Below are 25,574 nucleotides of genomic sequence, written 5' to 3' on the forward strand. Positions count from 1 at the left end.
TTATTTCCCTCTCCCCATTCGATAATTGTCTAATGCATCCATGGCCATTTCGTACCCTAGGAAACCAAAACCTGCAATCTGACCCAACGCTTCAGGAGCGATGACTGACGTATGCCGGAAAGATTCCCGTGCATGGATGTTGGAAATATGCACTTCAATGAAAGGTATGTCCACCGCTGCCACGGCATCACGTATGGCGTAGCTGTAATGGGTGAATGCACCCGGGTTCATGATGATTCCGGCTGCCCCTTCGTCTTCAGCGCGATGGATCCAGTCGATTAGTTCGCCTTCATGATTGGACTGGTATGCTTCTATTGCATATCCCATGGCGCTTGCTTTCCGGCTCAATCGTTCCTCCAGGTCGGCAAGGGTCTCGCTACCATAGATACCGGGCTCCCTTTTTCCGAGCCTGTTTAAATTCGGTCCGTTCAATATCAGGATCGTTTTCTGCATATGTATTCCCCTAAAAAAATAGAATGTTCATCATGAACATTCTATCATAAAGCTATGCTGATACCTACAAAATTGTCTGATAACGGTCCCTCATTGGGAAACCTGATCTGTACTCCCGTGTTTCGCCCTCAGCTCATTTTCCTCATACGAAATGGAATAGCCGACAAAGACGCCGTACAGGATATAGAGACACAGACTGGTCACGAATGTATCAACTCCGATTTTCATCAGTGAACCGATGCTCGGGAACAATGGGTACAGGACTAGGAAGAATAACAGGAACAGAGCCACCCCGTATGCCGCACCTACCCACATGGATTTGAACCTTCTCAGTATGGCATAGTAAACGAAAGCCACTCCGATGGAAATGATTCCGTATGCGAGGATGGCCAAGACCATCCCTATCCACTTGTCGACCCAGTCCCCCGCCGCCCACGGTTCAAAGATGACGGTCGGTTCGATTTTCGTAAAAGAGAAATAATAGCACAGATATGCGATGGCGCTCCAGAATATGCCTCCCATGAATCCCGTGATGACGACGAGTGCCGCAAAAGACAGGGGCTTTTCGCTCTGATTTTGCTCGAGTCCAGGATCCTTTTTGCTCTCTGCACTTCCCTCTTGAACCTTTTCATGCTGTCCTTTTTCTTCTGCCATAAGTATCACCTCCGTCGTAGTATGTCCGAAACGAAAAGGCTCATGCGAGAAAATCGGTGCTCTTTCTAGTGCTTTCTTTCATTTTTTAGTAAAATGGATATACGCCCGAATGATCGGGAACATCGTGCCTTTGTTTTTTAAAAATAGTAGGTTAAAAAATGTGAAATCGGTCTAAACTATACGTATAGAATGAAAGTCTGCATATATGGTAAGGAGGTGGCTTTGTTGAACGCTCGTAACCTATTCGTCTTTTCCCTTATGATACTCGCCGCAGTGGGACTTGGCTCCCTTCTCATCGGCAATCCCCTGGGTCTTTTGCGACAGATCTTAGTGACTGCCGCCGTGATCGGTATCATCTACTTCATTTACCGCAAGTGGTTCAGCGGTCGCCGTACAGGCAGTAACAACGAGCAAAGAGCGTTTGTTAAAGCGGCCAAAATGTCCAAAAAGAGGCATAAGCGTAAGCCTGCCAGTAAGCCTCAAGTCTCAAACGTGTCAAAGAAACGTCCGGTGCGGAAGAAATCCAGCGCCAATCTGACGGTTATAGAAGGCAAAAAAAGCAAAAAGAACAACCGCGCCTCTTTTTAAAGGAGGAATGGTTGTTCTTTTTTTAATGCCAGTACTTCAGGAATTCAGCCGTCCTGGTCCTTCCAAACTCAATGAGCTCAGACTTTCGTGACCCATCCAACTCAAAATCGGTGGTCATGACTCCTTCTGTCGGGATGAACACGATATTCCGCTCGTGTTTCCGGGAGATATAGCGGGCGTCATGGGCATCCCTCATGGTTGTGAATAAAGCCTGATACAGCTCAATGGCATTTTTGATCACTTTCTTAGGCTGATCAGTCAGATCGTGACTCAGCTTCACACCAAGAACAGGTCTCTCTGATTTGTTTGTCTCTTTGTCGAACAGCCACATAGGAAAGTTGCTCAGGACTCCACCATCCACGGTGATGCTTGTTCCCTCGAGGGATTTCAACTTCACCGGCTCAAAGAAAAAGGGGAGATTTGCGCTCATCCGGATCGCCCTTGCAACCGGGAATGTTTCCTTCGGTATCCCGTAGCCATCCAGATCATCAGGAAGTACGATCATCCTTCCGTTGGAAAGATCCGATGCAATGACCCTGAGGGAATGTGGCGGCAGATCCGCAAACGTCTCGACCCCTTTCGCTTTAAGCTTCTCCCCGATCCACGCCTCTAAGGCCTTGCCTTTATACAACCCCAGACGAAAATAGACCATGAACCACTTGATGATCGGCAAGGAAAATGGTGATGCATCCATGAACGTCTTTACGTCGACTTCATCCATCAGCTGCGCGATTTCTTTACTCGTGTAACCGGCTGCGATAAAGGATGATATGATCGCACCTGCACTTGTACCTGCCAACCGCTTGAACGTATATCCCTTTTCCTCCACCGCCTGATAGGCTCCTATGAGGGCGAACCCCTTAATGCCTCCTCCTGAAAAAACGCCGTCAATTTCCATCCTTCTCCCCCTTTCATAGGGTGTTATTACATAACTAATGAAGAAAGATGGATTTTAGACGTCATTCATCGAAAGAATTCATTGATACCAAAAAGGGGAGTGGCACCCGTGTGCTTCTCCCCTTTCGCATGGTTTTATTTCACATAGAGAGCCATCGTTAATGAAAAAAGCACGGATCAGTGTGCCAATAGCTCTTTAAATGCCTGAACATTCACATCAAAGTCCGGAACCGTTTGACTTTCTTCGGCAAACTTCACCTGTTTCACGACCATTTCATTGAAAGGAGTCGAAATGCCCTTGCCTTCTCCCAGTTTCGGTACAACCCCATTGATATAATCAATTTCGGTTTTTCTGTTTTTCTCCAAATCCTGCAGCATGCTTGCGCGCAGCAATCTTGATGGCTCCATCACAGCCCTCAGTGTTTGAATGCGGTCTTTGATCTCATGTTCACTTTCCAACTCAAGGGATTCCACGTCAAATCCGCCCATTTTGGCAAAGTGGACACCATTGGCATGTCCAACCTTGATGGTTTCATCTGCGATATGGACGGCACTGGTGATACCCGTTTCATCGTCAAGGATATCTCCGTATTCACCGTTCAACGCAGCAGATAAACCACTGAAAGCATTGTTAATCAATAGCTTCGACCATTTGGTCCCCACCAGATTATCGGAAATATGCGTGCCTCCTACAAGGTCCAGGATGGATTTGATCTCCTTGATCCTGTCAGTTGTTTCACCGTTCAACTCGCCGATCTGAAACGCATACTGTTTGAATTGGCTGAATTCAGTTGTAAGATTCGATACACCCGGTTCTATGAATGTGGCACCGAATTCAACAGAACCCGCAATCACACGTTCTTTTCCGATAATGGAACCGACCACTTCTTCCGGTATTCCATTTTGAAGGGAACATACGACACTACCCTCATGTAAGAAAGGAAGAAGCTCTTGCAAAACCGCTTCGTTATACAATTGTTTGGTGAGAAGCAGAACCAAATCATAGGTCCCTGCTTTCTCTTCAGGGGTGATGGCTTTGACCCTGGCGTGAAATTCCGTCGTACCGATGACTTTGGCCCCTTCTTCATTCAGCCTGTCGACGTGATCTTTATATGAATCAATCAGTTCTACATCCATCCCCCCGTGGGCAAGATATGCTCCGACGATGGTTCCGAGTGAACCTGCTCCCAATACTGCGATTCTCATGAAAATGTCCCCCTTATTTTTCCTCCAGATAGTTATAAACCGGTTTTGCTGCATTCAATGTCAGGTCTGTCAGGATATGGGATGCCGATACTACTTCCAATACGGGAAGGTCGGCAAGCGGCGCCAGTGCGTGTTCGAATAATTGCAGTCTGGCAGGGCCGCTCCATGCTCCCTTCACGTTGATATCGGTTATCTGAGTGCGCACGAGATCGCAGATCCTGAGATTCCCTTCATAATCTGTTGCCATCTTGACCATGAAATTCGGCCGGCAGATTTCTTCAAGCGCTTCTTCCTTCGCCATTTCAGCATGCTTATATCCCATGGTGGCCGTTGCAACCCGGAGTGAACCATAATCCAGGGTCCCAATAAGGGTGTCGGAATCGACATAAAGCTTAGGAGCGCCCAGTTTCTTCGGATACGCCGTCAGCTCCCTACCGCTCGCAATCGCTGGGAAATTGTCCACGTACATCGAGTGCACATAATCACCCTCTTCGCCGTTGAAGCGGACAGGGATGACCTGACCTGATTCTGAATATGCACCCAGACCAGTTACATCCGGCATCCACATGACCTCGAATTTCACGAGGGGCTCATTGATTTCCAGTGGTTCTGGGACGGCTTCACGCAATGCCTGTTCATCCGTCCGATAGAGAATCGTCAGGTATTCCCGGTTGGTGAATTTGTATGCCGGATAAGGATAAGCCGGTGCTGTTAATGGGGTTGTTAGATTTTTCGAAATGGTATTCACATCAATTTTCATCGTGATCGCACCTTCCATTCATAGTCAGTGAGGTTCACTGAACTGAACCTCTACCATGAGCTTACTCCTTCATTTACATTTAATCTAATACATAATAATATATAAATATATTTATTTAAGTAAATGTTTTAAAGGAGTATGATGGATGGAACTTCTACAACTCAAATATTTTCAGACCGTGGCCTATACCGAGCATATTTCTAATGCCGCCAAACAGCTTAAGATTGCCCAGCCTTCCCTGAGTCTGACCATAAAACGACTGGAAGATGAACTGGGGACGTCCCTATTTGATCGGAAAGGGAGGAATATCCGACTGAGTTCTTCCGGTAAGATCCTTTTGAAACATGTGAACCGTATCTTTATTGAACTGGAGAATGCACAAGCTGAAATTGAACGTGAAGAGCATCACCTGGCCCACACGATCAAGATTGCCATATCCAACCCCCGGTTCCTCTCCGGCCTGATCAGTGAGTTCATCAATCGCGCTCCTGAGACAACGATCATTCAATCCATCAGGGGGAAAACCGATATCCTATCGAGTTTGAAACGAGGGGATATCGAACTAGGTATAGCAGGTGATACGGTACAGGATGAAGAGTTGGAAAGCCGTTTGCTTGTGAATGAAGATATTGTTCTGGCACTTCCCTCCAATCACAGATTGACTGGGGAAGCCGAATTATCGCTTCATCATGTGGCCGATGACCCTTTCATCACCTTGGCCAATAACGAAGAATACCGCACGTTTACGTCCATGCTATGTGAACGTGCTGGTTTCATACCCAAATCAGCATTCGAAGTAGATTCGAATCTGTTGGTTGAAATCATCAAACTGGATCAAGGAGTGGCACTCCTTCCTGTTTCTAGTTGCAGGACCCTTGGATTGAATTATCGTCCATTGACGGATCATTCTGCTACTTACCCGGTCAGACTGTATTGGAGAAAGAACAAGGTAATGAGCTCCTCGACTGATGGTCTTCGTAATTTTATCGTTTCATATTATAAAGAGCATCATGACTTATTCAAGATTTGATCCATCCCTTCGGATGGCATTTCTAAAACAAAAAAAACACCTCTCTGGATGGAATACATCCAAAGAGGTGTTTCTCTCTATCAGCTTACAGTCCGCATTTGAGCTGTGCACCACAGTTCGTGCATGTGTTGCATCCACCCATGTCTTTAACTGTCCCTTTACGGCAGACCGGGCATGTGTTGCCGACTTCCGATCCGATGGTCACATCAGTCGAGCGCACATCCTGGATCGTGTCTACAAGAACAACGGGTTTTTTCGCTGTTTCTACAATGGTTTCCTCTTCATCATCAAAGCTGTTTTCTTCCGCTTTGAGGGTGAGGACCTGTGAATCACGGCTTCCGTCTACATAAACGGTACCGCCTTTAGCGCCACCTTTATAGAGGCGTTCGTACACTTTTTGTACCTGCTCCACTGTGTATCCGCGCGGGGCGTTGACCGTTTTGGAGATGGAGCTGTCAATCCAGTTCTGGATCACACATTGAACGTCCGCATGTGCTTCCGGTGCCAGGCTCATGGATGAAACGAACCACTCAGGCAGTTCATCTGCACTGGCTCCTGGATTTCTTGAAAGATAATCTTCTACAATATCCGCTTTGACTTCGATGAATTTACCGAGTCTTCCGCTTCTATAATACGTGAAGGAGAAGTATGGCTCAAGACCTGTGGATACCCCTACCATCGTTCCGGTCGATCCGGTTGGTGCAACCGTCAACAGATGGGAGTTCCGGATTCCGTGCTCAAGGATTCCTTCCTTCACATCTTCAGGCATTTTCTCCATGAAGCCTGTCTGTGTGAAGCGTTCACGGATGGCTTTTGTTTCATCATCGGTGCTTCCGATCAGGAACGGGAAGCTTCCCTTTTCTTTGGATAGCTCGATGGACGCACGATAGGCTGTCGTCGCGATGACCTCGAATACTTCATCAACGAGCTTGTTTCCTTCTTCTGAGCCGTATTCTTTCTCACAGTAAATCAGAAGATCGGCAAGTCCCATGACACCTAGACCAACACGACGTTCACCTAGTGCCTGTGTTTTATTCTCATCAAGGAAGTATGGAGTCGCATCGATGACATTGTCCTGCATGCGCACGCCGACTTCGACCGTTTGCTTAAGCTTCTCAAAATCAACGGTTTTCGCGTCTTTATCGGCGAATTCAGCGAGATTGACGGCAGCAAGGTTACATACGGAGTACGGAGCCAAAGGCTGTTCACCGCAAGGGTTGGTTGCAACGACTTTCTGGCCGTATGCTTTTGCATTCGTCATATCATTGGCATTGTCGATGAAGAAGATTCCAGGTTCTGCAGAGTATGTGGCACATACGTTGATCAGATTCCAGAGTTCCTTCGCCTTAATCTTGCGGTAGGTTCTCACTTTATAGCCCATCTGTTCCCATTCGCGAACATCTCCGACGTTATGCCACTCTTCATTATAGAATGTCATCGTGTCGGCATCATAGCTTTCGACATCCGGGAAGCGCAGCTCATACTCTTCGTCATTCTCGACTGCATCCATGAAGTCGCTTGTGAGGCAGACTGAGATGTTGGCGCCGGTGAGGAACTCCGGATTGTGAACGCTGTAGGTCCCACCGGTGTTCAGCTTCTCTTCTGCACCTCTCAGGATCTTCTCATCAAAGCCTCCGTAGCCAGGGATATGTCTGTAGTTCAGGATCCCCTGATACATCGCTTCTTCCTGTTCGGTGAGCGGTGTGAATTTCAATTTATCCTGCGCCGCTTTCTTGATGGTCTCATCTTCCGTATTCTCAAGCAAATAGCGAAGGATGCGTGGATTTTGCATCTTGGAGATGATGAATTCCACGATGTCCGGGTGCCAGTCTGAAAGCATGATCATCTGGGCACCGCGACGTGAACCGCCCTGCTCGACAAGGTGAGTAAGCTTGGCAATATCATCAAGCCACGATACAGACCCTGAAGATTTACCGTTCACGCCTTTCGCTAGCGTATTGCGTGGACGCAGTGTAGAACCATTGGTTCCCACCCCGCCGCCGCGGCTCATGATTTCCATTACCTGTTTCCGGTGTTCGGATATACCTTCACGTGAATCCTGCACAAACGGCATGACGTAGCAGTTGAAGTATGTAACATCCGTTCCTGCTCCTGCCCCGTAAAGGACGCGTCCTGCCGGTACAAAGTGCAGGTTCACCAATTCATGATAGAATTTTTCGAACCAGACTTGCTTCAGTTCAGGAGTTTCTTCCACTTCCGCCAGACCTGTTGCGTTACGCTTGGCAATCTGCTCGTAGAATACTTCAAGGGGCTTTTCGATGACGTCCAGATTACGCAGGACGATTCCCGTTTCCATTTCCTCCGGCTTTTCGATTGCACTCCGGTATTCTTCTTCGATCCAGACGTGGGCCTTTTTGTTCTCAAAATCGATTTCTTTAATATATCCAAGGCCTCGTGCCGGGAACTTCGGATCTTCCTTGATGGTCAGAACAACGAAGTCACCTGCTGAGAGGGTAATTTTTTCGGTATCCTTGAATGAGTATCGGTCGATCATCACCAGGCGGGATACACCTTTATGGGTAGTCTTCATATCCGGGGTGATCTCGTGCACCTGTGGGAACAAACGGATATCTTCATTCAATCTCTCAATGTTTAAACTCATATTTTCTTTCGACGCAACAGTCATATCGACAACTCCTTCTAGCTCTATGTTTCTCTGCGATACATGATGGTTTGATTTCCTTAACTAACGTTATCACAGCGACTTTAGAAAAGCAACAATAAAACACAACATATAGTGGTCAGAATTTTAAGTCCCACACCATATGTTGTGCTGAGGTTCATTTCGCCCTTCATTTGTCAAGTGGACAATCCTTCAAGAACATTAGAAAAAAGGAGATTAACCGGAATAAACCATCGGAAATCGACCCATTTCTATGATTTTCAATGTTGATATTATCCAATACCCGACAAACTTTGAAATAGCGGGCATTTATTCTATTTCCTGCAAAAAATAAAAATTATCTTTTGTAATTCCACTCGTCGGACTCGTAGCGTTCCTTCGCGAGCTTTTCTACATATTGTGTTTCTTCAAGTGAAAGCTCATACGGTTCCAATCCGATTCCGAGACCGTCTTCGAACCCATTCTTGAAGGCGTCCTTGGCCATCTCCATGGTGACCGGTTCCGCACTGATCTCATTCATGGCGACGGCCTTGCTTTTGAATGCGCGCTGCATGCGTTCTTTCACACGATCATTCGGATAGTTGAAGAGGCTGAAGAGCTTGTCTTCGTCCAGGTCAAGGAGGATGGATCCGTGTTGGAGGATGACACCCTTCTGTCGTGTCTGGGCACTGCCTGCCACTTTACGGCCTTCCACCACGAGCTCATACCAGCTTGGCGCATCAAAGCAGACGGCTGAGCGCGGATTCTTCAATCCTTCCCGCTCCTCCGCCGTTTTCGGCACGGCAAAATATGCTTCCAGACCGAGGGCCCGGAACCCTTGCAATATTCCTTCGGAAATGACGCGGTACGCTTCCGTTACCGTCTTTGGCATATCTGGGTGATCTTCGGAGACGATGACGCTGTAGGTAAGTTCGTGCTCATGAAGGACGCCCCTGCCTCCTGTAGGTCTTCTCACAAAGCCCAGATTATGCTTTTTCACATTTTCCATGTTGATCTCTTTCTCTACCTTTTGGAAGTATCCGATTGAGAGGGTCGCCGGGTCCCAGCCATAGAATCGGATCGTGGGAGGGATCTTCCCTTCGCTGTGCCAGTCAAGGAGCGCTTCATCCAATGCCATATTGAAAGAAGGGGAGCAGTGACCGGAATCGATGAATCTCCATATTTCCTTTTCCATTATGCATACCTCATTCTTATGTTCGCAGTATTATGTATCGGTCACAAATGTCAGACCGTTCTAATCCGTTACTTAGTCTATCAAATACCCGATAAAAAACAAAGGGAAACCGATTGGAAAGTGTTTGAACTTTATTTCAAAAATCTTTTGATTATGTTTGCCATCATGAATATAATAGTAGATAGCGCATTTGTAGAAAGGAGCATGAATGGATGGAAGCTTTATATATCCTATTGATTGTAATCGGTGCAATCGCAGCGTATTCACTCATTACATATTTCAATCAAAAAAGAATCATCAACACACTCTCAGAGGAAGAGTTTCGCGCAGGCTACCGTAAAGCCCAGCTGATCGATGTCCGCGAAACCAATGAATATAACAACGGTCATATTCTTGGCGCCAGAAACATTCCACTTTCTCAACTGAAAATGAGACAAAAAGAGATCCGTAAAGACCAGCCCGTCTACCTTTACTGCCAAAGCGGCATGAGAAGCGGCAGGGCGGCTCAAATGCTCCGTCGTCTCGGCTACCGTGACCTCCACCAATTAAAAGGTGGATTCAAAAAGTGGACCGGGAAAATCAAGCACAAAAAATAAAGCCTTCCGGGTGCCCATCAGGGTACCGGAGGCTTTTTTCGTTTAGAAACGAGGCTGGGACAAAAGTGTTTCAGTCATAGTAAAACCCGAATTCATTTGCCAATGAATTCGGGTTTTTAATTTGTTCATAATGTTTATTTCATTGGTCCTAGCGGTTGATTGGCGTCCAAGACGTAGACTCCAACGGGAAGAGTAGCCGAGGAGGCTCACGGGCTACTCGCCGAAAGCATAGTCTTGCACGGAAATCATGAGCGGTATTGAGAACCTACACTAGTAGTATTTGTTTATTTGGTACTTTTTTCGTTTAGTCCAACCTTTTTCTCTTTTCTTGCATTAAACTTCTTTCTGGTATCGAAGGACGGGTTTTCGTGCCGCCAAGGTTTCATCCATGCGTTTCACAACCGTCGTGTGAGGAGCTTCCTGGACGATTTCCGGATTTTCTTCCGCTTCCTTCGCGATCTGGATCATAGCATCGATGAATGAATCAAGGGTTTCCTTCGACTCGGTTTCCGTAGGTTCGATCATCATGCACTCTTCTACATTCAATGGGAAGTAGATGGTAGGTGGATGATAGCCGAAGTCGAGGAGGCGCTTCGCGATATCAAGGGTACGCACCCCTAATTTCTTCTGACGTTTTCCAGAAATCACAAACTCATGCTTGCAATGACGATCATACGGAAGGTCGAAGTGAGGAGCAAGCCTTCTCATCATATAGTTGGCGTTCAGTACGGCATTCTCCGTCACGGCGCGCAGACCATCAGGTCCCATCGTCCTAATATACGTATAGGCACGGACATTGATCCCGAAGTTCCCGTAGTATGGTTTCACTCTTCCGATACTTTCAGGTCGGTCATAATCGAATACAAAGTCTTCTCCCTTTTTAACGAGGATCGGCTTTGGAAGATAAGGAATCAAATCTTCCTTCACTCCGACAGGACCGCTTCCGGGACCTCCTCCCCCATGGGGACCGGTGAACGTTTTATGAAGGTTAAGGTGGACGACATCAAAGCCCATATCTCCCGGTCTTGCTTTTGAGAGGACAGCATTGAGGTTCGCACCGTCGTAATAGAGCTTGCCACCAGCACCGTGGATGATGGAAGCCATCTCCAGGATATTCTCTTCAAAAAGCCCTAGGGTGTTCGGGTTCGTGAGCATCAAGGCAGCCGTATCGTCTCCCACCACTCGCTTCAGATCTTCGAGGTCAACGAGGCCGTCTTCGTTGGACTTGACCGTAACTGTCTCAAAACCTGCAACCGTCGCGCTCGCCGGGTTGGTCCCGTGGGCAGAGTCGGGAACGATGACCTTTGTACGCTGGGTATCGCCATTCGCTTCGTGGAAGGCGCGGATCATCATAAGCCCGGTCCATTCCCCATGAGCTCCTGCAGCGGGCTGGAGGGTCACTTCATCCATCCCGGTGATTTCTTTCAAGTGTTCTTGGAGGTCGTACATGAGACCGAGTGCTCCTTGTACACTTTCAGGCTCCTGAAGCGGATTGATATGGGCAAATCCATTGAGGCGCGCCACATATTCGTTCACCTTCGGATTGTATTTCATCGTACATGACCCTAGCGGATAGAAGCCTGAGTCGACTCCGTGGTTGCGTTTGGAAAGAGCCGTGTAATGACGCATGATATCAAGCTCGGACACTTCAGGAAGATTGGCTTCCTCTGTGCGGATGAATTCTGCCGGAATCAGATCGGATAGATCTGCCGCCGGAACATCCAGTTCAGGAAGGCTGTATCCTACGCGTCCTTCTTTAGTGAGTTCGAAAATAAGAGGCTGATCCTTCTTATGCATGATAATCCCCCAATTCTTTAGCAAATGCATCGATTTCTTCTTTGCTGCGAAGTTCCGTGACGGCAACGAGCATATGGTTGGCGAGCGTTTCGTCCGTAAGACCGAGATCATATCCCCCGATCATCCCTTTTTGGATAAGATGTAGATTGAGATCCCTGACCGGCGCCTTCACTTTGACGACGAATTCATTGAAGGAAGGTCCTTCGAATGCCAATTCGAGTCCAGCAGACTTCATGGCATTTTTTGCATAGTGAGCTTTTTGGATATTCTGGATTGCCATCTCTTTTACCCCTTGCTTCCCGAGTGCCGTCATGGCAACGGAAGCAGCCAGGGCATTCAGTGCCTGGTTCGAACAAATATTGGACGTCGCTTTATCACGGCGGATATGCTGTTCCCTTGCCTGAAGGGTCAGGACGAATCCGCGGACACCGTCTTCATCCACCGTTTGGCCGACAAGGCGGCCCGGTACCTTCCGCATAAGCTTCTTGCTGACGGCGAAATAGCCGCAGTGCGGTCCGCCGAATGCACTCGGAATTCCGAATGGCTGCGCATCCCCGATGACGATATCGGCACCGAATTTGCCCGGTGGTGTGAGTGCGCCGAGTGCAAGGGGGTTGGAAGAGACGACAAACATCGCTTTTGACCCATGGGTGATGGCTTCAATCGCCTGAAGATCCTCGATACGTCCGAAGAAGTTCGGATATTGAACAATCACAGCTGCCACGTCGTCACCGATGAGGTTCTCGATCGCTTCAAGATCTGTCACCCCATCCTTATGGGGAACTTCTACAACGTCGATATACTGACCTTTCGCATAAGAGCGCAGGACATCTTTGGATTCAGGATGAACCGCCGCTGATACGAGTACCTTCTTGCGACGTGTCTGACCGGCTGAAAGCATGGCGGCTTCAGCAAGGGATGTACCACCGTCATACATGGAAGAGTTCGCTACATCCATTCCAGTCAGCTCGCAGATCATCGTCTGAAACTCGAAAATCGCCTGGAGTTCGCCCTGTGAAATCTCCGGTTGGTACGGCGTATAGGCCGTATAAAATTCAGAACGTGATAAAACATGATCCACGATGATCGGCATGTAATGGTCATATACTCCCGCTCCCAGGAAGCTTGCATGACTTCTGAGATCGGCATTTTTAGCTGCCAGAGCACTCAGTTCCTTGACGAGTTCCGTCTCGGATTTCGCTTTTTTAATGTTATAGTCGCCTTTAAAGCGGACTTCTTCCGGAATATCTTCAAAAAGGGCATCGACGCTGTCGACTCCAATGCTGTCCAACATTTCTCTTTGATCCTGATCTGTCATCGGTAAATAACGATGCTTCATGAACGTCAGTCCTCCCTATTTGCCAGTTCTCTTATAGAATGGTGTTTTCACTACAACGGCTTTCAATTGTTTACTCCGGATCTCCACGATCACTTCAGTACCGGGCTCGGCAAATTCCTTCTTGATAAGTGCAAGACCGATATTCTTCTTCAGTGTCGGCGACTGGGTACCGGTTGTGACCTCCCCGATCAGCTCTTCCCCTGAAAATACACTGTATCCATGACGAGGGATGCCGCGGTCGATCATTTCGATCCCGACCAGTTTACGAGGTGCCCCTTCTTCCTTTTGTTTGCGAAGGACTTCCTGGCCGATGAACGGGATGTCTTTATTCACCTTCACCGCAAAACCAATTCCCGCTTCGATGGGCGTGATTGTCTTCGACAACTCCTGTCCATAGAGTGCGAGATTCGCTTCGAATCGCAAAGTGTCTCGGGCACCAAGGCCGCAAGGTACGATTCTTTCCTCTTCACCCGCCTGAAGGATTTCCTTCCACAGAGCCGGGGCGGAATCCGATGCACAATAAATTTCAAACCCGTCTTCCCCTGTGTAACCTGTTCTTGATACGAGCGCTTCGTGACCGTTGATCATGACCTCATCCTGGAACTTGAAGAACCCGATGCTGCCGAGATCTGTATCGGTTAGCTTCTGGAGGATCTTCTCCGCCAGCGGACCCTGAATGGCAAGCTGGGCGATTTCGCCTGAACGATTCGTCAGCTCGACCCCTTCGGTTGCATGATGGATGAGCCATTCGTAATCTTTCTCGATATTGGATGCGTTGACCACAAGGAGATAATCGTGATCTTTCCGTTTATAGACGAGAAGGTCATCGACCGTCCCTCCGTCTTCGTAGCACATGGCGGTGTACTGAGCGCCTCCGTCCTTCAATTTGGACAGATCATTAGTCATCATCCGTTGAAGGTACTCAAGGGCACCCTCCCCTTTCACCGTGATCTCTCCCATATGGGAGACATCGAAAAGACCTGCACGGCTCCTTACGGCTTCATGCTCATCTTTGATCCCCGAGAATTGTACGGGCAAGGCCCATCCTCCAAAATCGATCGTCTTTCCTCCATACTCGCGGTAAAGATCGTGTAAAGGCGTTTGCTTCAGTTCTGACATGGCGATTCCCCCTTTAGTGGTTACACTGCATTCTTTTGCATGAAAAAAGGACAGAGAAGCCCCTTTTCAATAAGTGGGCTTCTCTGTCCTGGCACCTGAAAGTTTACCGATTCATACGGCTTTCCCCTTTGGTGGTCCCCATCCGGGACGCTCTCCAGAGTTGCGTCCGACAAGAGTCTTTTTGCCTGAGAGATTCACATCGTGATGCTTGCTCCTTCGGCGCTGCAGACTGCAGTCTCTCCCCTTGTCATCATTCGCCAATATTCCTTGCAATATTTGGTCATACTAAAGATATAAAAGAAATGCAGCAGATGCTAATGTTCGGATTTAGATCATTTTTGTAAGATTGTAAATCTATTTTCATCCTACCATTAATCAATTGTTCCGGGCAATCAATTTTTGCAGAAAAAAAGGAGTTGTTTTTATATGAATGTAGATATCATATTCGATGAGGGATGGGGAGAAAATCTTGATAGTCTTATCACAAATGACGGGCCATGGGGAAGTTTCGACCTCTACAAACTCGCCGTCGAATTCGAGCACCATCTCGCAATTCCGAACTTTGAGGGGCTGCAGGCACCGAAACATTTGGCAAATGTCACTCCCCTCCCCCATCAGCTCGAAGCTGCGAGGCAGGTGGTGGAGACCATGAACGGAAAAGCGATCCTTGCAGATGAGGTCGGACTCGGGAAAACAATTGAAGCGGGGCTTGTGTTGAAGGAATACATGATCCGTGGACTGGTGAAGAAGGTGCTCATCCTCGTGCCGGCGTCCCTGGTATCTCAGTGGTGCTATGAGTTGAATACGAAATTCTTCATCCCTGCCGTCCCCCAGAGGAAAAGTTACGTCTGGGACCAGTGTGATATCGTTGTTTCTTCCATGGATACGGCCAAAAGAAGCCCTCACCGGGAAAAGGTGTATGAACAGGATTATGATCTCGTCATCATCGATGAGGCTCACAAACTGAAGAATCACAAAACGAAAAACTATGAATTTGTGCAGAACCTGAAGAAAAAATTCTGCCTTCTTCTGACGGCCACTCCCATCCAGAACCGAATCGAGGAAATCTTCCATCTTGTTTCCCTCCTGAAGCCCGGGCACCTTGGAAGCGAATCGGGCTTTACAGAACGGTATAAAAATGGGGATCGGTCACTTGAGGATGACGACCATCTGAAGAACCTGACCAACAAGGTGATGATCAGGAACCGAAGGAATGACACGGGTATCGAATGGACGAAGCGCCATGTAAAAACGGTCCTGATCGACTTCTCACAGGGAGAGAGGGACCTATACGACAGCTTCGATCTTCTGCGCGGCCGCTACGATGACTGGGCCGCATCCAGCTCCTTCTCCCTCCTCACCCTGCAGCGGGAAGCATGCTCCAGCCGAGAAGCGGTGTACTTTACGTTGAAGAATATGCTAGCCAAAAAAGAGGATCCTTCAGAAGGGTTCAAGCAGGTGATCGGAACCCTCATGCAAAAGGTGGAGAATGTCTCAGTCAACTCCAAGGCAAAGAAAGCCCTGGAGCTGATCCAATCCATCGACGACAAGGTGATCATCTTCACGGAATACCGTGCTACCCAGATGTACCTTCAATGGTTCCTGAAGCAGCACGACATCACGTCGGTCCCTTTCAGGGGCGGGTTCAAGCGAGGAAAAAAGGACTGGATGAGACAACTGTTCCAAAATCACGCCCAGGTCCTCATCGCCACGGAAGCCGGCGGGGAAGGGATCAACCTTCAATTCTGTCATCACGTCATCAATTTCGACCTTCCGTGGAATCCCATGAGACTCGAGCAGCGGATTGGACGGGTGCACCGCCTGGGACAGACCGAGGATGTTCATATTTACAATTTCGCCACGAAAGGCACCGTGGAAGAACATATCCTCACCCTGCTTTATGAAAAAATCAACCTGTTCGAGCGGGTGATCGGCGAACTTGATGACATCCTGACCCGACTCGATTTCAAAGAGTTTGAAGATCACATGACGGATATCTTCGCTTCCTCAAGAACCGAGGGTGAAATGAAGATCAAAATGGAAAATTTGACGAGCATGATTCAATTTGCAGAACAGATGAAGGAGGAGAAGGCCGATGCAGCAGCACGAAATACATCGATTTCTTGAGCGGTATTTTCACGCGAACGGGTGTGAGCTGAAGGCAAGCGGTGATGGCTATATGACCGTTCAGCTCACGATCGAGATGGATAAAGAGCTCATGAATCGCCCATTCTACTGGCATTATCTCGAAAAGACCGGCGGGGAACCGAATCCCATGGCACTAAACCTCATCACCGATCAGGAAAAGGCGCCGGAAGGACTACAGGGGGAGGTCATCCATTTCGGTTCACCCCGACTGCACCAGATCTTCCGTTCCACCCGGAGTCTGGCAGGATACACCCGGCTCTATGAGGACCGTGCAGGGTATGGCCAGCAACAAATCCCGCTTCATCCGTGGCTCGGCATGAACGTCAAAATCTCCTATCAATCGAATCGCAAGAAGGATACGTTCCGCAGCATCGGCCTCAATCTGATCAACGGCATGATGAAGGAAGGATTTCACGATGAACTCCTCACCCTCAAGCTGACGCCGAAGATACCGGATCTCTGCTTCACCCTGACCCCGATCATCCGCCCCAAAAGCGGGATCGGACGCATCCAACAGCAACTGCGGGATGAAATCAGCCGGGAGTCGACGGAATGGGCAGAATCAGCCCTTGCCTCATGGAAGGAAGACCGGGAGCTACTGGACCACTTTTATAAAGAGGTCGAAGACAAGCCCGAATCCTACTTCCTTGAACAAGCCGCCCTTAAGTATCAATATGAACCGAAGATCGAGATCGAAATCATCAATGGGGGGATCTTCTACCTTCATCAGTGACACCTAAAGAGATTAGGTCAAAAAGAAAAAAGGACCATGTAATAACAAACAATAGTAGGGCTGATTCCTAATAACCTTGATGATTTCCGTGCAAGACTTCGCTTTCCACGGGTAGCTCGTGAGCCTCGCAAGCCTGCCGGGGGCCACTTTTCCCGCCGGATCCTTCGTCTTGCACTCAACCGCAGGAAACAATATAAGCGTAATGAAACAAAGTAAAAACCCGAATTATTTTGCCTGATCATCAGCAAATGAATTCGGGTTTTACTATGACTAGAACATGTTTGTCTCAGCCATTTTTTATTGATTCCTATTTTTTTTGAAAAACAGCCCGACCGCATATGGGATGATGCCGAACCATCGATACAGGAATGGTTCCTTCCGGGTCTTGCGCTGCTTCCTGATTGTTTTCCGCTCCTGGGGTGATTTGTTATAATGCTGAACCACGGTCTGGGTCAAGAATTTGACGTAGTCATTTACAGACATCCTGCCACCACCTTCACCCATCCAGTATGCCCAGGTTTCCATGCTTTAATTCCTGCCGAGGAGGGAGAGGATCTCGCGTGTGACCGCCTCTTCATCTTTTCCGCCGGTGTCCACCTCATGGGTCCTCGCTTCCTCATATAGGGGAATGCGACGACTGAACAGACTCTCCACTTCATGACGGGGATTTTGTGCAAGGGGTCTGTCGGGATCTCCTTCAAGCCGCTCCCACAGGCTCTCGAACGGAGCGGATAGATGGATCACGCATCCGCTTTCGCCAAGCAGAGTGCGGTTCTCCTTCCTCTCGACGATCCCTCCTCCCGTTGTGATGATGCACGCTTCCTTCAAGAGCTTTGCCAGGACGGCCGTTTCGAGATCACGGAAATATCCTTCGCCGAAACGCTCGAAAATTTTGCGGATCGGCATCCCCTCTTGCTCGACAATGTATTCGTCCATGTCCACGACATGAAGGCCGACCTTCTCTGAGAGAATATGTCCGATTGTCGTTTTTCCTACTCCCATAAATCCGATTAGCACAATTGATTCCATAATCTACTTCCAATCCACTATCTTTTTTGTGTCCTTATTATACACGACTGCGACCGGAAGAAAAACCTCACCAGGCTGATTCAATCTCACTTCGATTTGCTGGAGGTCACCAGACCCCTCCAGGTAGTCCACGCTCATCGTGCCGAAACTTCCCTTACGGAGTCCATCGACACCGCTGCCAGCTTCCATTTCATAAAGCACGGTCTGGTACAAGCTGATTTTTCTCTCGTACACGTTTTGCATATTGGTCAGGTAGCGGTATTTACTCACGTATAGATCTTTTGAAGCGACAGCCACGGTCAAGATGACAGACAGGAACATCAACGTGAAAGGCAGGATGAACCCTTTCTCATTCCCCATAGTAAAAGAACTCGCCTTCAAGCTTCTTCCCATCAAGAAATACCCCCTCTATCCTGACTCCACCGTCTATTGCGTGGAAACTGACCAAAGAAAGCTTCTGAAGGACCACTTCATGCCCCTTATCATTCACACGTCTCCTGATGGAATCCTGATATTTTTCATACGTGACCTTCTCCCCATTCAAGATAAATGAAAACCCTGAATTCGTTACGGTCATCCCTCTGGATTTCCACGTTTCTTGCCTGACACTCTCATTGAATAAGGTCCACTGGTAATACGGCGGTGGGATCATTTCCTCCCGAACGAGGGAGAAGCCTTTAATCACCAACGGGATGGAAAATGAAATGAGGCAGACGATAAAGAAGGAAAACAAGGCTTCAAGGAGAGTGAATCCACGCTCATTCCACAAAGCTGCATATTTTTCTGATGTCACGGCCCCTCTGCATTTCCACGCAGATCGATGATGCCCCTCCTTCCCAATACCTCGTATAGTCGACCCCTCCATATGATTTCGAGCTCCTTCCATACTTTTTCGTGACCATGGCACGTTCAACCCCCTCCTCCATCCATTTCAATGCTTCCACTTCGGACTGCTTATCCCTGAGCAGAACGGACTGGTTCAACAACAAGGGTAGGAAGACACCGGTGATCAGCAGCAGACAACTGAATGCTATCAGCATTTCCGGGAAGGAGAAGCCATCATTTTTTTTGAACATAATAACGCCCCTGTCCGATTTGAAAGGTCAATTGATACTTGGTACCGCCACGTGCAAAATTGATGCTGCCGAATCGATTGGTATTTCCATTTGGATAGAAGGTGATGTCGTACAACGTGCTGGATTTGATTTCGAAACCTTCCTGGAGCTTTCGATTGAATAACGTTTCATTCAGGACATTTTTCGCGATATAGGATCCATTCTCGGGATAAAAGGTGATGCGGACGGGAATCTGGTAGCGGAACGCATAGCTTTGAACGTAAGCGAGGTCGGATTGAAGCTGGGCGACGAAGACCTTTTCATCCGTTGACGCCTTCGTCGGATTCACGGAAAACACAACCCATGTCAGCAAGATGCCCGTCATGAACAGGACCAGGAGCATCTCTACAAGAGTGTATCCCTTTTCTCCCCGCATCCTAAGAATCGCTTACCTTTACATTACCATTCTGTCCGATTGTGATGGCCCTCCCATCGGGACATGCCTTGTACTCATCCTTCAAGTACCCTTCTGTCACAAGATTCTGGATCGTGACTTGACCCGAATTTCCATCCATTTTATATGCTTCGACCTGTCCTTCCACCATATTTACAAAGGCCTCACAGCCTTTCGCATTGATGGAACCGCTCTGTTTCGTCACATTCGGGATTGCGATGAACAACAGGACCGAGATGACCAGGAGTACGATCATCATCTCAATGAGGGTGAACCCTCTTTCATCTTTTAATAGGTGTTTCACGTTTATTCCCCTTTCTGAACTCATACTCCCTGCATCATTTGGAACAGGGGCATCATGATTGAAAAGTAAATGGCCATGATGAATAAGCCGACAAAACTGAAGATGACTGGCTGGATGTATTTAAGGAGGGCACCGCTCCTTTCTTCGAGCTCCACAAAGCACATATCCCCGTAGAGCTGCAATTCTTCCGGCAGCCGTCCGTTCGTTTGACCGTGGTGGATGATATAGGCGACCTCCGACTGAAAAAAAGGGATGGCACCTGCACACTCATGGAGGGACATACCCGACTTCAAGCCCTGTATGAGCTCGCCGGATACATATTGAAGGGTCGGTCGGAAGGTTTGTTGTTCAATGATTCTGAGGGATTCGGTGATGGACACACCATTGCTCAGTAGAAACCCGAGTTCCCTTGCAAAGAAGTGGGTGTGGGCCAGTTTGAAGAAGCGGGAAAAGAAAGGAATCCTGCTCGTGTGGATGGAAATGGTGACCGGGGAAATCCGGTGACGGAAAAGGTAAAGCATGACCCCAGCTGAGAGAAGTATAGCAAGGATTCCCGCGAGCAGGAGGGGGACGGCTTTTACGAACGAGAGTAAAAGCTGCACGCCAGTGGAAGGTTCATAGCCCATGGAGCTGTAGAGCGTTTCAAATTTCGGAAAAAGCACATTCCGGAGGAGGACCATCATCATTCCGGCGATGATGATGAGCATCAAGGGATACTGGATGACCCGCTTGAGCCTCTCTTGATTTTTCTGCTTCTGCAGGAGGTAATCCCCTGCACCCATGAGGGTTGCTCCCATCTGCCCGTGGAACTCGGCAAAATAGATCTGGGCGCTCACATGGGTGGGGAGTGAGAGTTCTTTCGTGATGACCTTGGATACCTGTACGCCTTCCTGCAGGGAATGGAGGATGCGGGTTTTCAAGACGGTCGCCTCTGGACGGTCGGGGATGAGCAGGAAGTCCACGGCCTCACTGAACGTATATCCCTTCTCGAGGAGGGAACCCATACGCTTCAGGAACTTTCCCTGCTCATCCCTTTTCTTCATGTATCCATTTCCGATACTCAGATTCCGGAACATATCCGAGGGCCACCCCCTTCCGGATGAGCTGCTTCAGCGTCAGGTATCGATGGTCGACCTTTTCACCCTTTGCTTCCATCAGTACATTCTTCAGTTCTTTGCCCGTCAGGATCTCGAAAACCGTAGCCCGGTTGGTCCTCTTCCCTTCAGCTAGGCATTCCCCGAAGCAATCATTTCCGCATACCGGGCATTTCAATCGAAGCAGCCTCTGGGCAGAAACCGCCAAAATGGTCTGTTCGATATCATGCCATTTGATTCCGAGCTCCATGAGCCGGTAGATGGCCCCCTTCGCATCCCGCGTATGGACAGATGAGAGGACGAGATGTCCAGTGAGGGCTGCCCTGACGGCAATCTCAGCGGTTTCTTTATCCCGGATCTCCCCGACCATGATAATATCCGGATCATGGCGGAGAATGGCTTTAAGACCGGTCGAATACGTGATACCTGCCTTTTCATTCACCTGGATTTGGACCATCTCATCGTGGGCCTTCTCAACAGGATCTTCCAGGGTGATGACGTTGCGGTTAAGGGAAACGGCACAATGGTGGACAAGGGAGTAAAGGGTGGTCGTCTTCCCGCTTCCCGTCGGTCCGGTAAATAGAATAAGACCGTGGGAGTGCATGAGCAGGGCGACGAGTTTTTTAGCTGATGATGGATAGAGGGACATATGCTCGATGGGGATCTGATAGCGTTCGGGCAGGATCCGGATGACGAGGCTTTCTTTGAGATGGGTGGTCGGAAGGGTGGATACCCGCAGTGCCAGGGGGATCCGTGAGATGAAATGGGTGTAGGAGCCGCTTTGGGGCTTTCGCTTCTCTGCGATATCCATGGAGGACATGAACTTCAGATGTGCGATGAGGCGCTCGGCCTGGTCTTCGTCGATCGTCTTGAAGGGGATGAGTGTTCCGAGCTTTCTGAACTGAATGAGGTAATCGTTCTTTCGGGGGACGAGATGAACATCTGTTGCATGACTGCGAAATGCTTCCGAAATCATCCGTTCGGAGAAGGTTTCGACAGAGTAAATGATGAATCACACCACCTTTCAGTAGTCTTGAAGATATATATACGACAAAAAACCTGAAAATCCTGCAAAGCTCCTCAACTTTTTTCATTTACTTGATTTATCCAGAAAGGCCCCGTCCGATTAGACGGGGCCCCTGGGTCAGGCTGCTTTCTTCACTTCGTCGTTCTTTCTCTCTTTCTTCTTTTTACCCTTCAGGGACTTCACCACACCTGCCAATCCTTTCGGGAATCCCAAGAGGACGACGATATAGAGGAAGCCGAGGAAAATCGTCCAGCGCTCGAAGATCGGGTAGACCGATGCCAGTTCCGAGAGATAGTGACGTAGGAACTCGATGATGCCGGCCCCGATGATGGGACCGATCAGCGTCCCAAGACCGCCGATCATGGTCATGAGCAGGGCATCGAGGGTCACTTCGATGGAGAATACGCTCACATTGATGAACCGTAGCGAAACCGCATACAGGGCCCCGCTCAATGCGGCCACCATGCCGGACGTGACACTCGCCATGAGCTTGTAATGAAGCGTCTTGAACCCAAGCGCTTCCGTCCTGTACTCATTCTGGGAAATGGCCTTCAGTACCTTCCCCGTCGACGAGGAGGTGAATAACTTCAACAGTATGAAGATGGATGCCATGACAATCAAGGTTACATAATAGAAGCTCATGCGATCTTTGAACACATCCGGCACAGAGAATGTAAAGCCGTCCCCTCCCATGGTCAGCCCCCTCCACTTCTCGGCAAGAACCAAGAACAGCTGAGAAACGGCCAAGGTGAGCATGGCGTAGAAATGGCTCTTTAGACGAAGGGACAGGAGACCGATCACATAGCTCACCACGGCTGAAAGGGCGATGCCGATCAGTAGCCCGATGATGAAGTTCCCCAGTGTGGCCTCATGATTATTGAACATGAGGGCCACGCTGTAGGCACCCAGGCCGAAGAACATGCAGTGACCGAAGGAAACGATCCCTGTATACCCAAGAAGGATGTCGAAACTCATGGCAAAGATGGCGAAAATGAAGATCTGAGTGAACATGATGAGCATGCTCCTTGAATCATTGACAAAAGGAAACAGCATCAAGGCCACCAAGCCTGCCATCCCTCCGTAAAGAGGGATGCGATTCGTCATGCTTTTCATACGGCTCCCCCCTTCTCCCCCATGAGTCCGGTCGGCTTCACCAGTAAGACGAAGGCAAGGAGCAGCATATTAAGGGCAAGGGAAAGGTCTGGAATGTAGTAGGCCATAAAAGCGCCTAGGACCCCGACGATCAATGAGGCAAGGGCCGACCCCTGAAGGCTTCCCATCCCGCCGATGATTACGACGATGAAAGCAAGGATGGCATACTGCATCCCCATCTCGGCAAATACGACACCTGAATACGGGGCAAGAAGGGCACCGCCCATTGCCGCCATGGCAGATCCGAGGAGGAACACAAATGTAAAGATGGCTTTGACGTTGATCCCCATGGCCTGCACCATTTCCTTATCGATGACCCCGGCCCGGATCATGAGGCCGATCCGCGTCTTACTCAATAGAAGCCAGAGTGCGGCGTACATGATGATCCCCACTACGATCACAAACAACCTGTATTTGATGAGGATCACTCCCCCGTCAAATTGAAAACTTCCCTGCAGCCACTCCGGAAGATTCACTCTTATGGGATTCGGTCCCCATAAGATCTTGATGCTCTCTGTCAGGACAAGCATCCCTCCAAGGGTGATGAGGAGCTGCCTGACGTGATTTCCATAGACCGGCCGGATCAAAAATCGTTCCAATACGAGGCCGAGAACCATTCCGATCAAAATCGCCGCCGCTACCGACAGGAGAAAATTTCCCGTCTCATTGAAAACCCAGGCCCCCATGAATGCTCCCCATACAAACAGCCCCCCATGGGCAAAATTCAACACGTCCATCAAGCCGAAGATCAGCGTCAGACCCGCTGCGAGGAGGAAAATCAGCAGTCCCGTCGAGATGCCGTTCACCAATAGATTAATGATTACGTCCATACTTGATCCACTCCCTAAACACCTATGCTATCCCAAGATACTTCCTGCACATCTCACGGTCTTCCACCAGTTCGTTCATCCGACCGTCGTGGACGATCTTTCCGTCATCCATGATATAAAAATAATCCCCGATCCTGCTTGCCATCATGAAGTTCTGTTCGACAAGGAGAATCGTCGTCCTTTCTTTCATCTTCAGGATCGATTCCATCAGTTTTTCCACCATGATCGGTGAAAGCCCCTTACTCGGTTCATCGATCAGGAGGAGGCCATCCCCATTGATGTATGCCCGGGAGATGGCGAGCATCTGCTTCTGCCCTCCTGATAATAGACCGCTCTTTTTATGCCAATATGTCTTCAGGTCCGGAAACAGGTCCAGCATCCATTCTGCCTTTTCCTCAGCCCCTTGGTCCCCTTTCACTTTTGCAAGACTCAAGGTCTCTTCCACCGTCAAGCTGCCGAATATCCCTTGATTCTCAGGAACATACCCGATTCCTTTCTTCGAAATCTGATGGGTCGGGGCGCCTCTCAAGGATTCGTCCTTGTAGCGGATCGATCCCGTGCTCTTCGGATTGAATCCCATGATCGAGCGGAGCGTGGTCGTTTTCCCTGCCCCGTTCCGGCCGAACAGGACCGTGATGCTCCCTTCTCTGACCCCGAGGGACACACCCTGCAGAATATGGTACTGTCCGAGATAGGTTTGAAGATCATCCACTTTTAATAGATTCATTATGCATCCCTCCAAGATACGCCGTCTGTACGCGCTCATCCTTGATGATCGTCCGTGGATCCCCACTTGCAAGCAGCTCTCCGTTGAAAAGTACGACCAATCGATCAGACAGGTGCATCACCATGTCCATTTTGTGTTCGATGAGGACGATGGTATGGTGACCGCCTTCCTTTATCCTGTTGATCACTTCGAGGATTGCCGGGATGTCTTCGATGGAGATCCCCGCAGTCGGCTCATCAAGGAGAAGCAGTTCCGTTTTGAGGGCTAGAAGCATGGCAAGCTCAAGCTTACGTTTCTCACCGTGTGCCAGGTCGATGGCAAGGGAATCACCCTTTTCATTCAGCATGCACGTCTCCATTAGCTCCCTTGCTTCCTCTTCCTGCCGTCTTTTCAACCCTGGTTTCGGGAAGATGGAATAGTAATCCTTCCCTGCCGATTGAACACTGAGGCGGATATTTTCAAGTACGGTCAATTCAGGGAAGATGTTGGTGAGCTGAAAGGATCTGCCGATGCCGGCACGTGCTCTCATGGGGATCGATAATCCCGTGACATTCCGTTGTTTGAAGAAGATTTCCCCTCTCGTCGGGCTGATCTGCCCGCTGATCAGATTGAACAGGGTCGTCTTGCCGGCACCATTCGGACCGATGATTGATATGAGCTTCCCTCGCTCAATCTCCAAGTCTACTTCTTTGATCACATCATGTTCCCCGAATGAAACGGATAGACGGGCCGTGCGTAATATCGTGTCCATTCCGGTACCTCCT

Annotated in this window: 28 protein-coding genes and 2 riboswitches; of the genes, 5 read left to right on the top strand and 23 right to left on the bottom strand. The window is 48.9% G+C overall.

The genetic code is table 11. The features are described 5' to 3' along the window. Positions 1 to 453: a type II 3-dehydroquinate dehydratase gene (aroQ, locus tag ABJ225_RS06770; RefSeq protein ID WP_218246166.1), complete on the bottom strand. Its 453-nt coding sequence runs from the start codon at positions 451 to 453 to the stop codon at positions 1 to 3. Between the two features lie 90 nt (positions 454 to 543). After that, positions 544 to 1,107 carry a YqhR family membrane protein gene (locus ABJ225_RS06775; protein ID WP_056535436.1) on the bottom strand — a complete coding sequence of 188 codons (564 nt, stop codon included), beginning with the start codon at positions 1,105 to 1,107 and terminating at the stop codon, positions 544 to 546. 225 nt (positions 1,108 to 1,332) lie between these two features. Here ABJ225_RS06775 and ABJ225_RS06780 point away from each other — a divergent pair, with 225 nt between their 5' ends. Next, positions 1,333 to 1,695 carry an SA1362 family protein gene (locus ABJ225_RS06780; protein ID WP_053426611.1) on the top strand — a complete coding sequence of 121 codons (363 nt, stop codon included), beginning with the start codon at positions 1,333 to 1,335 and terminating at the stop codon, positions 1,693 to 1,695. A 22-nt stretch (positions 1,696 to 1,717) separates the two neighbouring features. Here ABJ225_RS06780 and ABJ225_RS06785 read toward each other — a convergent pair whose 3' ends face one another. The 3 genes from ABJ225_RS06785 to ABJ225_RS06795 all read right to left on the bottom strand — a co-directional run bounded on the left by ABJ225_RS06785 (position 1,718) and on the right by ABJ225_RS06795 (position 4,558). Then, entirely contained in the window at positions 1,718 to 2,593 is an 876-nt protein-coding gene (locus ABJ225_RS06785) for a patatin-like phospholipase family protein (protein ID WP_218246167.1), read from the bottom strand. A 176-nt stretch (positions 2,594 to 2,769) separates the two neighbouring features. Then, positions 2,770 to 3,798, bottom strand: a complete 1,029-nt coding sequence (locus ABJ225_RS06790; protein WP_218246168.1) for a ketopantoate reductase family protein — start codon at positions 3,796 to 3,798, stop codon at positions 2,770 to 2,772. 13 nt (positions 3,799 to 3,811) lie between these two features. Beyond that, positions 3,812 to 4,558 carry an acetoacetate decarboxylase gene (locus ABJ225_RS06795; protein WP_218246169.1) on the bottom strand — a complete coding sequence of 249 codons (747 nt, stop codon included), beginning with the start codon at positions 4,556 to 4,558 and terminating at the stop codon, positions 3,812 to 3,814. 145 nt (positions 4,559 to 4,703) lie between these two features. On the opposite strand from ABJ225_RS06795, the gene ABJ225_RS06800 reads away from it, so the two are divergent. Next, entirely contained in the window at positions 4,704 to 5,588 is an 885-nt protein-coding gene (locus tag ABJ225_RS06800; protein ID WP_347319093.1) for a LysR family transcriptional regulator, read from the top strand. Positions 5,589 to 5,673: 85 nt separating this feature from the next. Here ABJ225_RS06800 and ABJ225_RS06805 read toward each other — a convergent pair whose 3' ends face one another. Together ABJ225_RS06805 and ABJ225_RS06810 are read right to left on the bottom strand one after the other, a co-directional pair. Beyond that, the gene (locus ABJ225_RS06805) at positions 5,674 to 8,235 is read right to left on the bottom strand and encodes a vitamin B12-dependent ribonucleotide reductase (protein ID WP_218246171.1); all 2,562 of its coding nucleotides are present in this window, start codon (positions 8,233 to 8,235) and stop codon (positions 5,674 to 5,676) included. 334 nt (positions 8,236 to 8,569) lie between these two features. After that, entirely contained in the window at positions 8,570 to 9,406 is an 837-nt protein-coding gene (locus ABJ225_RS06810; protein WP_218246172.1) for a lipoate--protein ligase family protein, read from the bottom strand. 212 nt (positions 9,407 to 9,618) lie between these two features. Between ABJ225_RS06810 and ABJ225_RS06815 the strand changes: the two genes are divergently transcribed. After that, a complete protein-coding gene (locus ABJ225_RS06815; RefSeq protein ID WP_347319095.1) occupies positions 9,619 to 10,002 on the top strand; it encodes a rhodanese-like domain-containing protein in 384 nt (127 codons plus the stop codon). A 333-nt stretch (positions 10,003 to 10,335) separates the two neighbouring features. Here the strand turns inward: ABJ225_RS06815 and gcvPB are convergent, their stop codons facing one another. The 3 genes from gcvPB to gcvT are packed head-to-tail and all read right to left on the bottom strand — an operon-like array spanning position 10,336 to position 14,257. Beyond that, positions 10,336 to 11,799, bottom strand: coding sequence for an aminomethyl-transferring glycine dehydrogenase subunit GcvPB (gene gcvPB, locus ABJ225_RS06820; protein WP_347319097.1), 1,464 nt, complete (start codon positions 11,797 to 11,799; stop codon positions 10,336 to 10,338). After that, positions 11,792 to 13,138 (bottom strand): aminomethyl-transferring glycine dehydrogenase subunit GcvPA, encoded by a 1,347-nt coding sequence (gene gcvPA / locus ABJ225_RS06825; RefSeq protein ID WP_347319099.1) that lies wholly within the window; start codon positions 13,136 to 13,138, stop codon positions 11,792 to 11,794. The genes gcvPB and gcvPA overlap by 8 nt, the downstream gene beginning before the upstream one ends. A gap of 15 nt (positions 13,139 to 13,153) precedes the next feature. Then, positions 13,154 to 14,257, bottom strand: coding sequence for a glycine cleavage system aminomethyltransferase GcvT (gene gcvT, locus ABJ225_RS06830; RefSeq protein ID WP_347319101.1), 1,104 nt, complete (start codon positions 14,255 to 14,257; stop codon positions 13,154 to 13,156). A gap of 81 nt (positions 14,258 to 14,338) precedes the next feature. Next, positions 14,339 to 14,417, bottom strand: a riboswitch (glycine riboswitch). A gap of 3 nt (positions 14,418 to 14,420) precedes the next feature. Next, positions 14,421 to 14,511: riboswitch (glycine riboswitch) on the bottom strand. A 172-nt stretch (positions 14,512 to 14,683) separates the two neighbouring features. On the opposite strand from gcvT, the gene ABJ225_RS06835 reads away from it, so the two are divergent. Further along, positions 14,684 to 16,384, top strand: a complete 1,701-nt coding sequence (locus ABJ225_RS06835; protein WP_347319103.1) for a DEAD/DEAH box helicase — start codon at positions 14,684 to 14,686, stop codon at positions 16,382 to 16,384. Beyond that, positions 16,353 to 17,138: a YqhG family protein gene (locus ABJ225_RS06840; RefSeq protein WP_218246177.1), complete on the top strand. Its 786-nt coding sequence runs from the start codon at positions 16,353 to 16,355 to the stop codon at positions 17,136 to 17,138. Before ABJ225_RS06835 ends, ABJ225_RS06840 begins: the two co-directional genes overlap by 32 nt. Positions 17,139 to 17,435: 297 nt before the next feature. On the opposite strand, the gene ABJ225_RS06845 is transcribed toward ABJ225_RS06840, so the two are convergent. From ABJ225_RS06845 to ABJ225_RS06905, 13 genes are all read right to left on the bottom strand, one after another. After that, entirely contained in the window at positions 17,436 to 17,663 is a 228-nt protein-coding gene (locus ABJ225_RS06845; protein ID WP_317950150.1) for a YqzE family protein, read from the bottom strand. Positions 17,664 to 17,666: 3 nt separating this feature from the next. Next, the gene (locus tag ABJ225_RS06850) at positions 17,667 to 18,167 is read right to left on the bottom strand and encodes a shikimate kinase (protein ID WP_347319106.1); all 501 of its coding nucleotides are present in this window, start codon (positions 18,165 to 18,167) and stop codon (positions 17,667 to 17,669) included. 3 nt (positions 18,168 to 18,170) lie between these two features. Then, on the bottom strand, positions 18,171 to 18,527 hold the full coding sequence (locus tag ABJ225_RS06855) for a hypothetical protein (RefSeq protein ID WP_056535413.1): 357 nt from the start codon (positions 18,525 to 18,527) through the stop codon (positions 18,171 to 18,173). After that, positions 18,517 to 18,960, bottom strand: a complete 444-nt coding sequence (gene comGF / locus ABJ225_RS06860) for a competence type IV pilus minor pilin ComGF (RefSeq protein ID WP_290032287.1) — start codon at positions 18,958 to 18,960, stop codon at positions 18,517 to 18,519. The genes ABJ225_RS06855 and comGF overlap by 11 nt, the downstream gene beginning before the upstream one ends. Beyond that, positions 18,926 to 19,243 (bottom strand): hypothetical protein, encoded by a 318-nt coding sequence (locus tag ABJ225_RS06865; RefSeq protein ID WP_347319108.1) that lies wholly within the window; start codon positions 19,241 to 19,243, stop codon positions 18,926 to 18,928. The genes comGF and ABJ225_RS06865 overlap by 35 nt, the downstream gene beginning before the upstream one ends. Continuing rightward, the gene (gene comGD / locus ABJ225_RS06870) at positions 19,227 to 19,658 is read right to left on the bottom strand and encodes a competence type IV pilus minor pilin ComGD (RefSeq protein ID WP_347319110.1); all 432 of its coding nucleotides are present in this window, start codon (positions 19,656 to 19,658) and stop codon (positions 19,227 to 19,229) included. Before comGD ends, ABJ225_RS06865 begins: the two co-directional genes overlap by 17 nt. 1 nt (position 19,659) lies before the next feature. Beyond that, a complete protein-coding gene (gene comGC, locus ABJ225_RS06875; protein WP_347319112.1) occupies positions 19,660 to 19,980 on the bottom strand; it encodes a competence type IV pilus major pilin ComGC in 321 nt (106 codons plus the stop codon). A 20-nt stretch (positions 19,981 to 20,000) separates the two neighbouring features. Next, a complete protein-coding gene (gene comGB, locus ABJ225_RS06880) occupies positions 20,001 to 21,056 on the bottom strand; it encodes a competence type IV pilus assembly protein ComGB (RefSeq protein ID WP_347319114.1) in 1,056 nt (351 codons plus the stop codon). Beyond that, on the bottom strand, positions 21,007 to 22,080 hold the full coding sequence (gene comGA / locus ABJ225_RS06885; RefSeq protein ID WP_481900607.1) for a competence type IV pilus ATPase ComGA: 1,074 nt from the start codon (positions 22,078 to 22,080) through the stop codon (positions 21,007 to 21,009). The genes comGB and comGA overlap by 50 nt, the downstream gene beginning before the upstream one ends. Positions 22,081 to 22,218: 138 nt before the next feature. Then, the gene (locus tag ABJ225_RS06890; protein WP_048006067.1) at positions 22,219 to 23,214 is read right to left on the bottom strand and encodes a branched-chain amino acid ABC transporter permease; all 996 of its coding nucleotides are present in this window, start codon (positions 23,212 to 23,214) and stop codon (positions 22,219 to 22,221) included. Beyond that, entirely contained in the window at positions 23,211 to 24,083 is an 873-nt protein-coding gene (locus tag ABJ225_RS06895; RefSeq protein WP_056535391.1) for a branched-chain amino acid ABC transporter permease, read from the bottom strand. Before ABJ225_RS06895 ends, ABJ225_RS06890 begins: the two co-directional genes overlap by 4 nt. Positions 24,084 to 24,105: 22 nt before the next feature. After that, positions 24,106 to 24,810: an ABC transporter ATP-binding protein gene (locus ABJ225_RS06900; RefSeq protein ID WP_347319118.1), complete on the bottom strand. Its 705-nt coding sequence runs from the start codon at positions 24,808 to 24,810 to the stop codon at positions 24,106 to 24,108. Beyond that, entirely contained in the window at positions 24,788 to 25,561 is a 774-nt protein-coding gene (locus ABJ225_RS06905) for an ABC transporter ATP-binding protein (RefSeq protein ID WP_347319120.1), read from the bottom strand. Before ABJ225_RS06905 ends, ABJ225_RS06900 begins: the two co-directional genes overlap by 23 nt. Positions 25,562 to 25,574 lie beyond the last annotated feature (13 nt).

The organism is Rossellomorea sp. RS05, assembly GCF_039822645.1.
In the GTDB taxonomy this organism is placed as follows: domain Bacteria; phylum Bacillota; class Bacilli; order Bacillales; family Bacillaceae_B; genus Rossellomorea; species Rossellomorea marisflavi_B.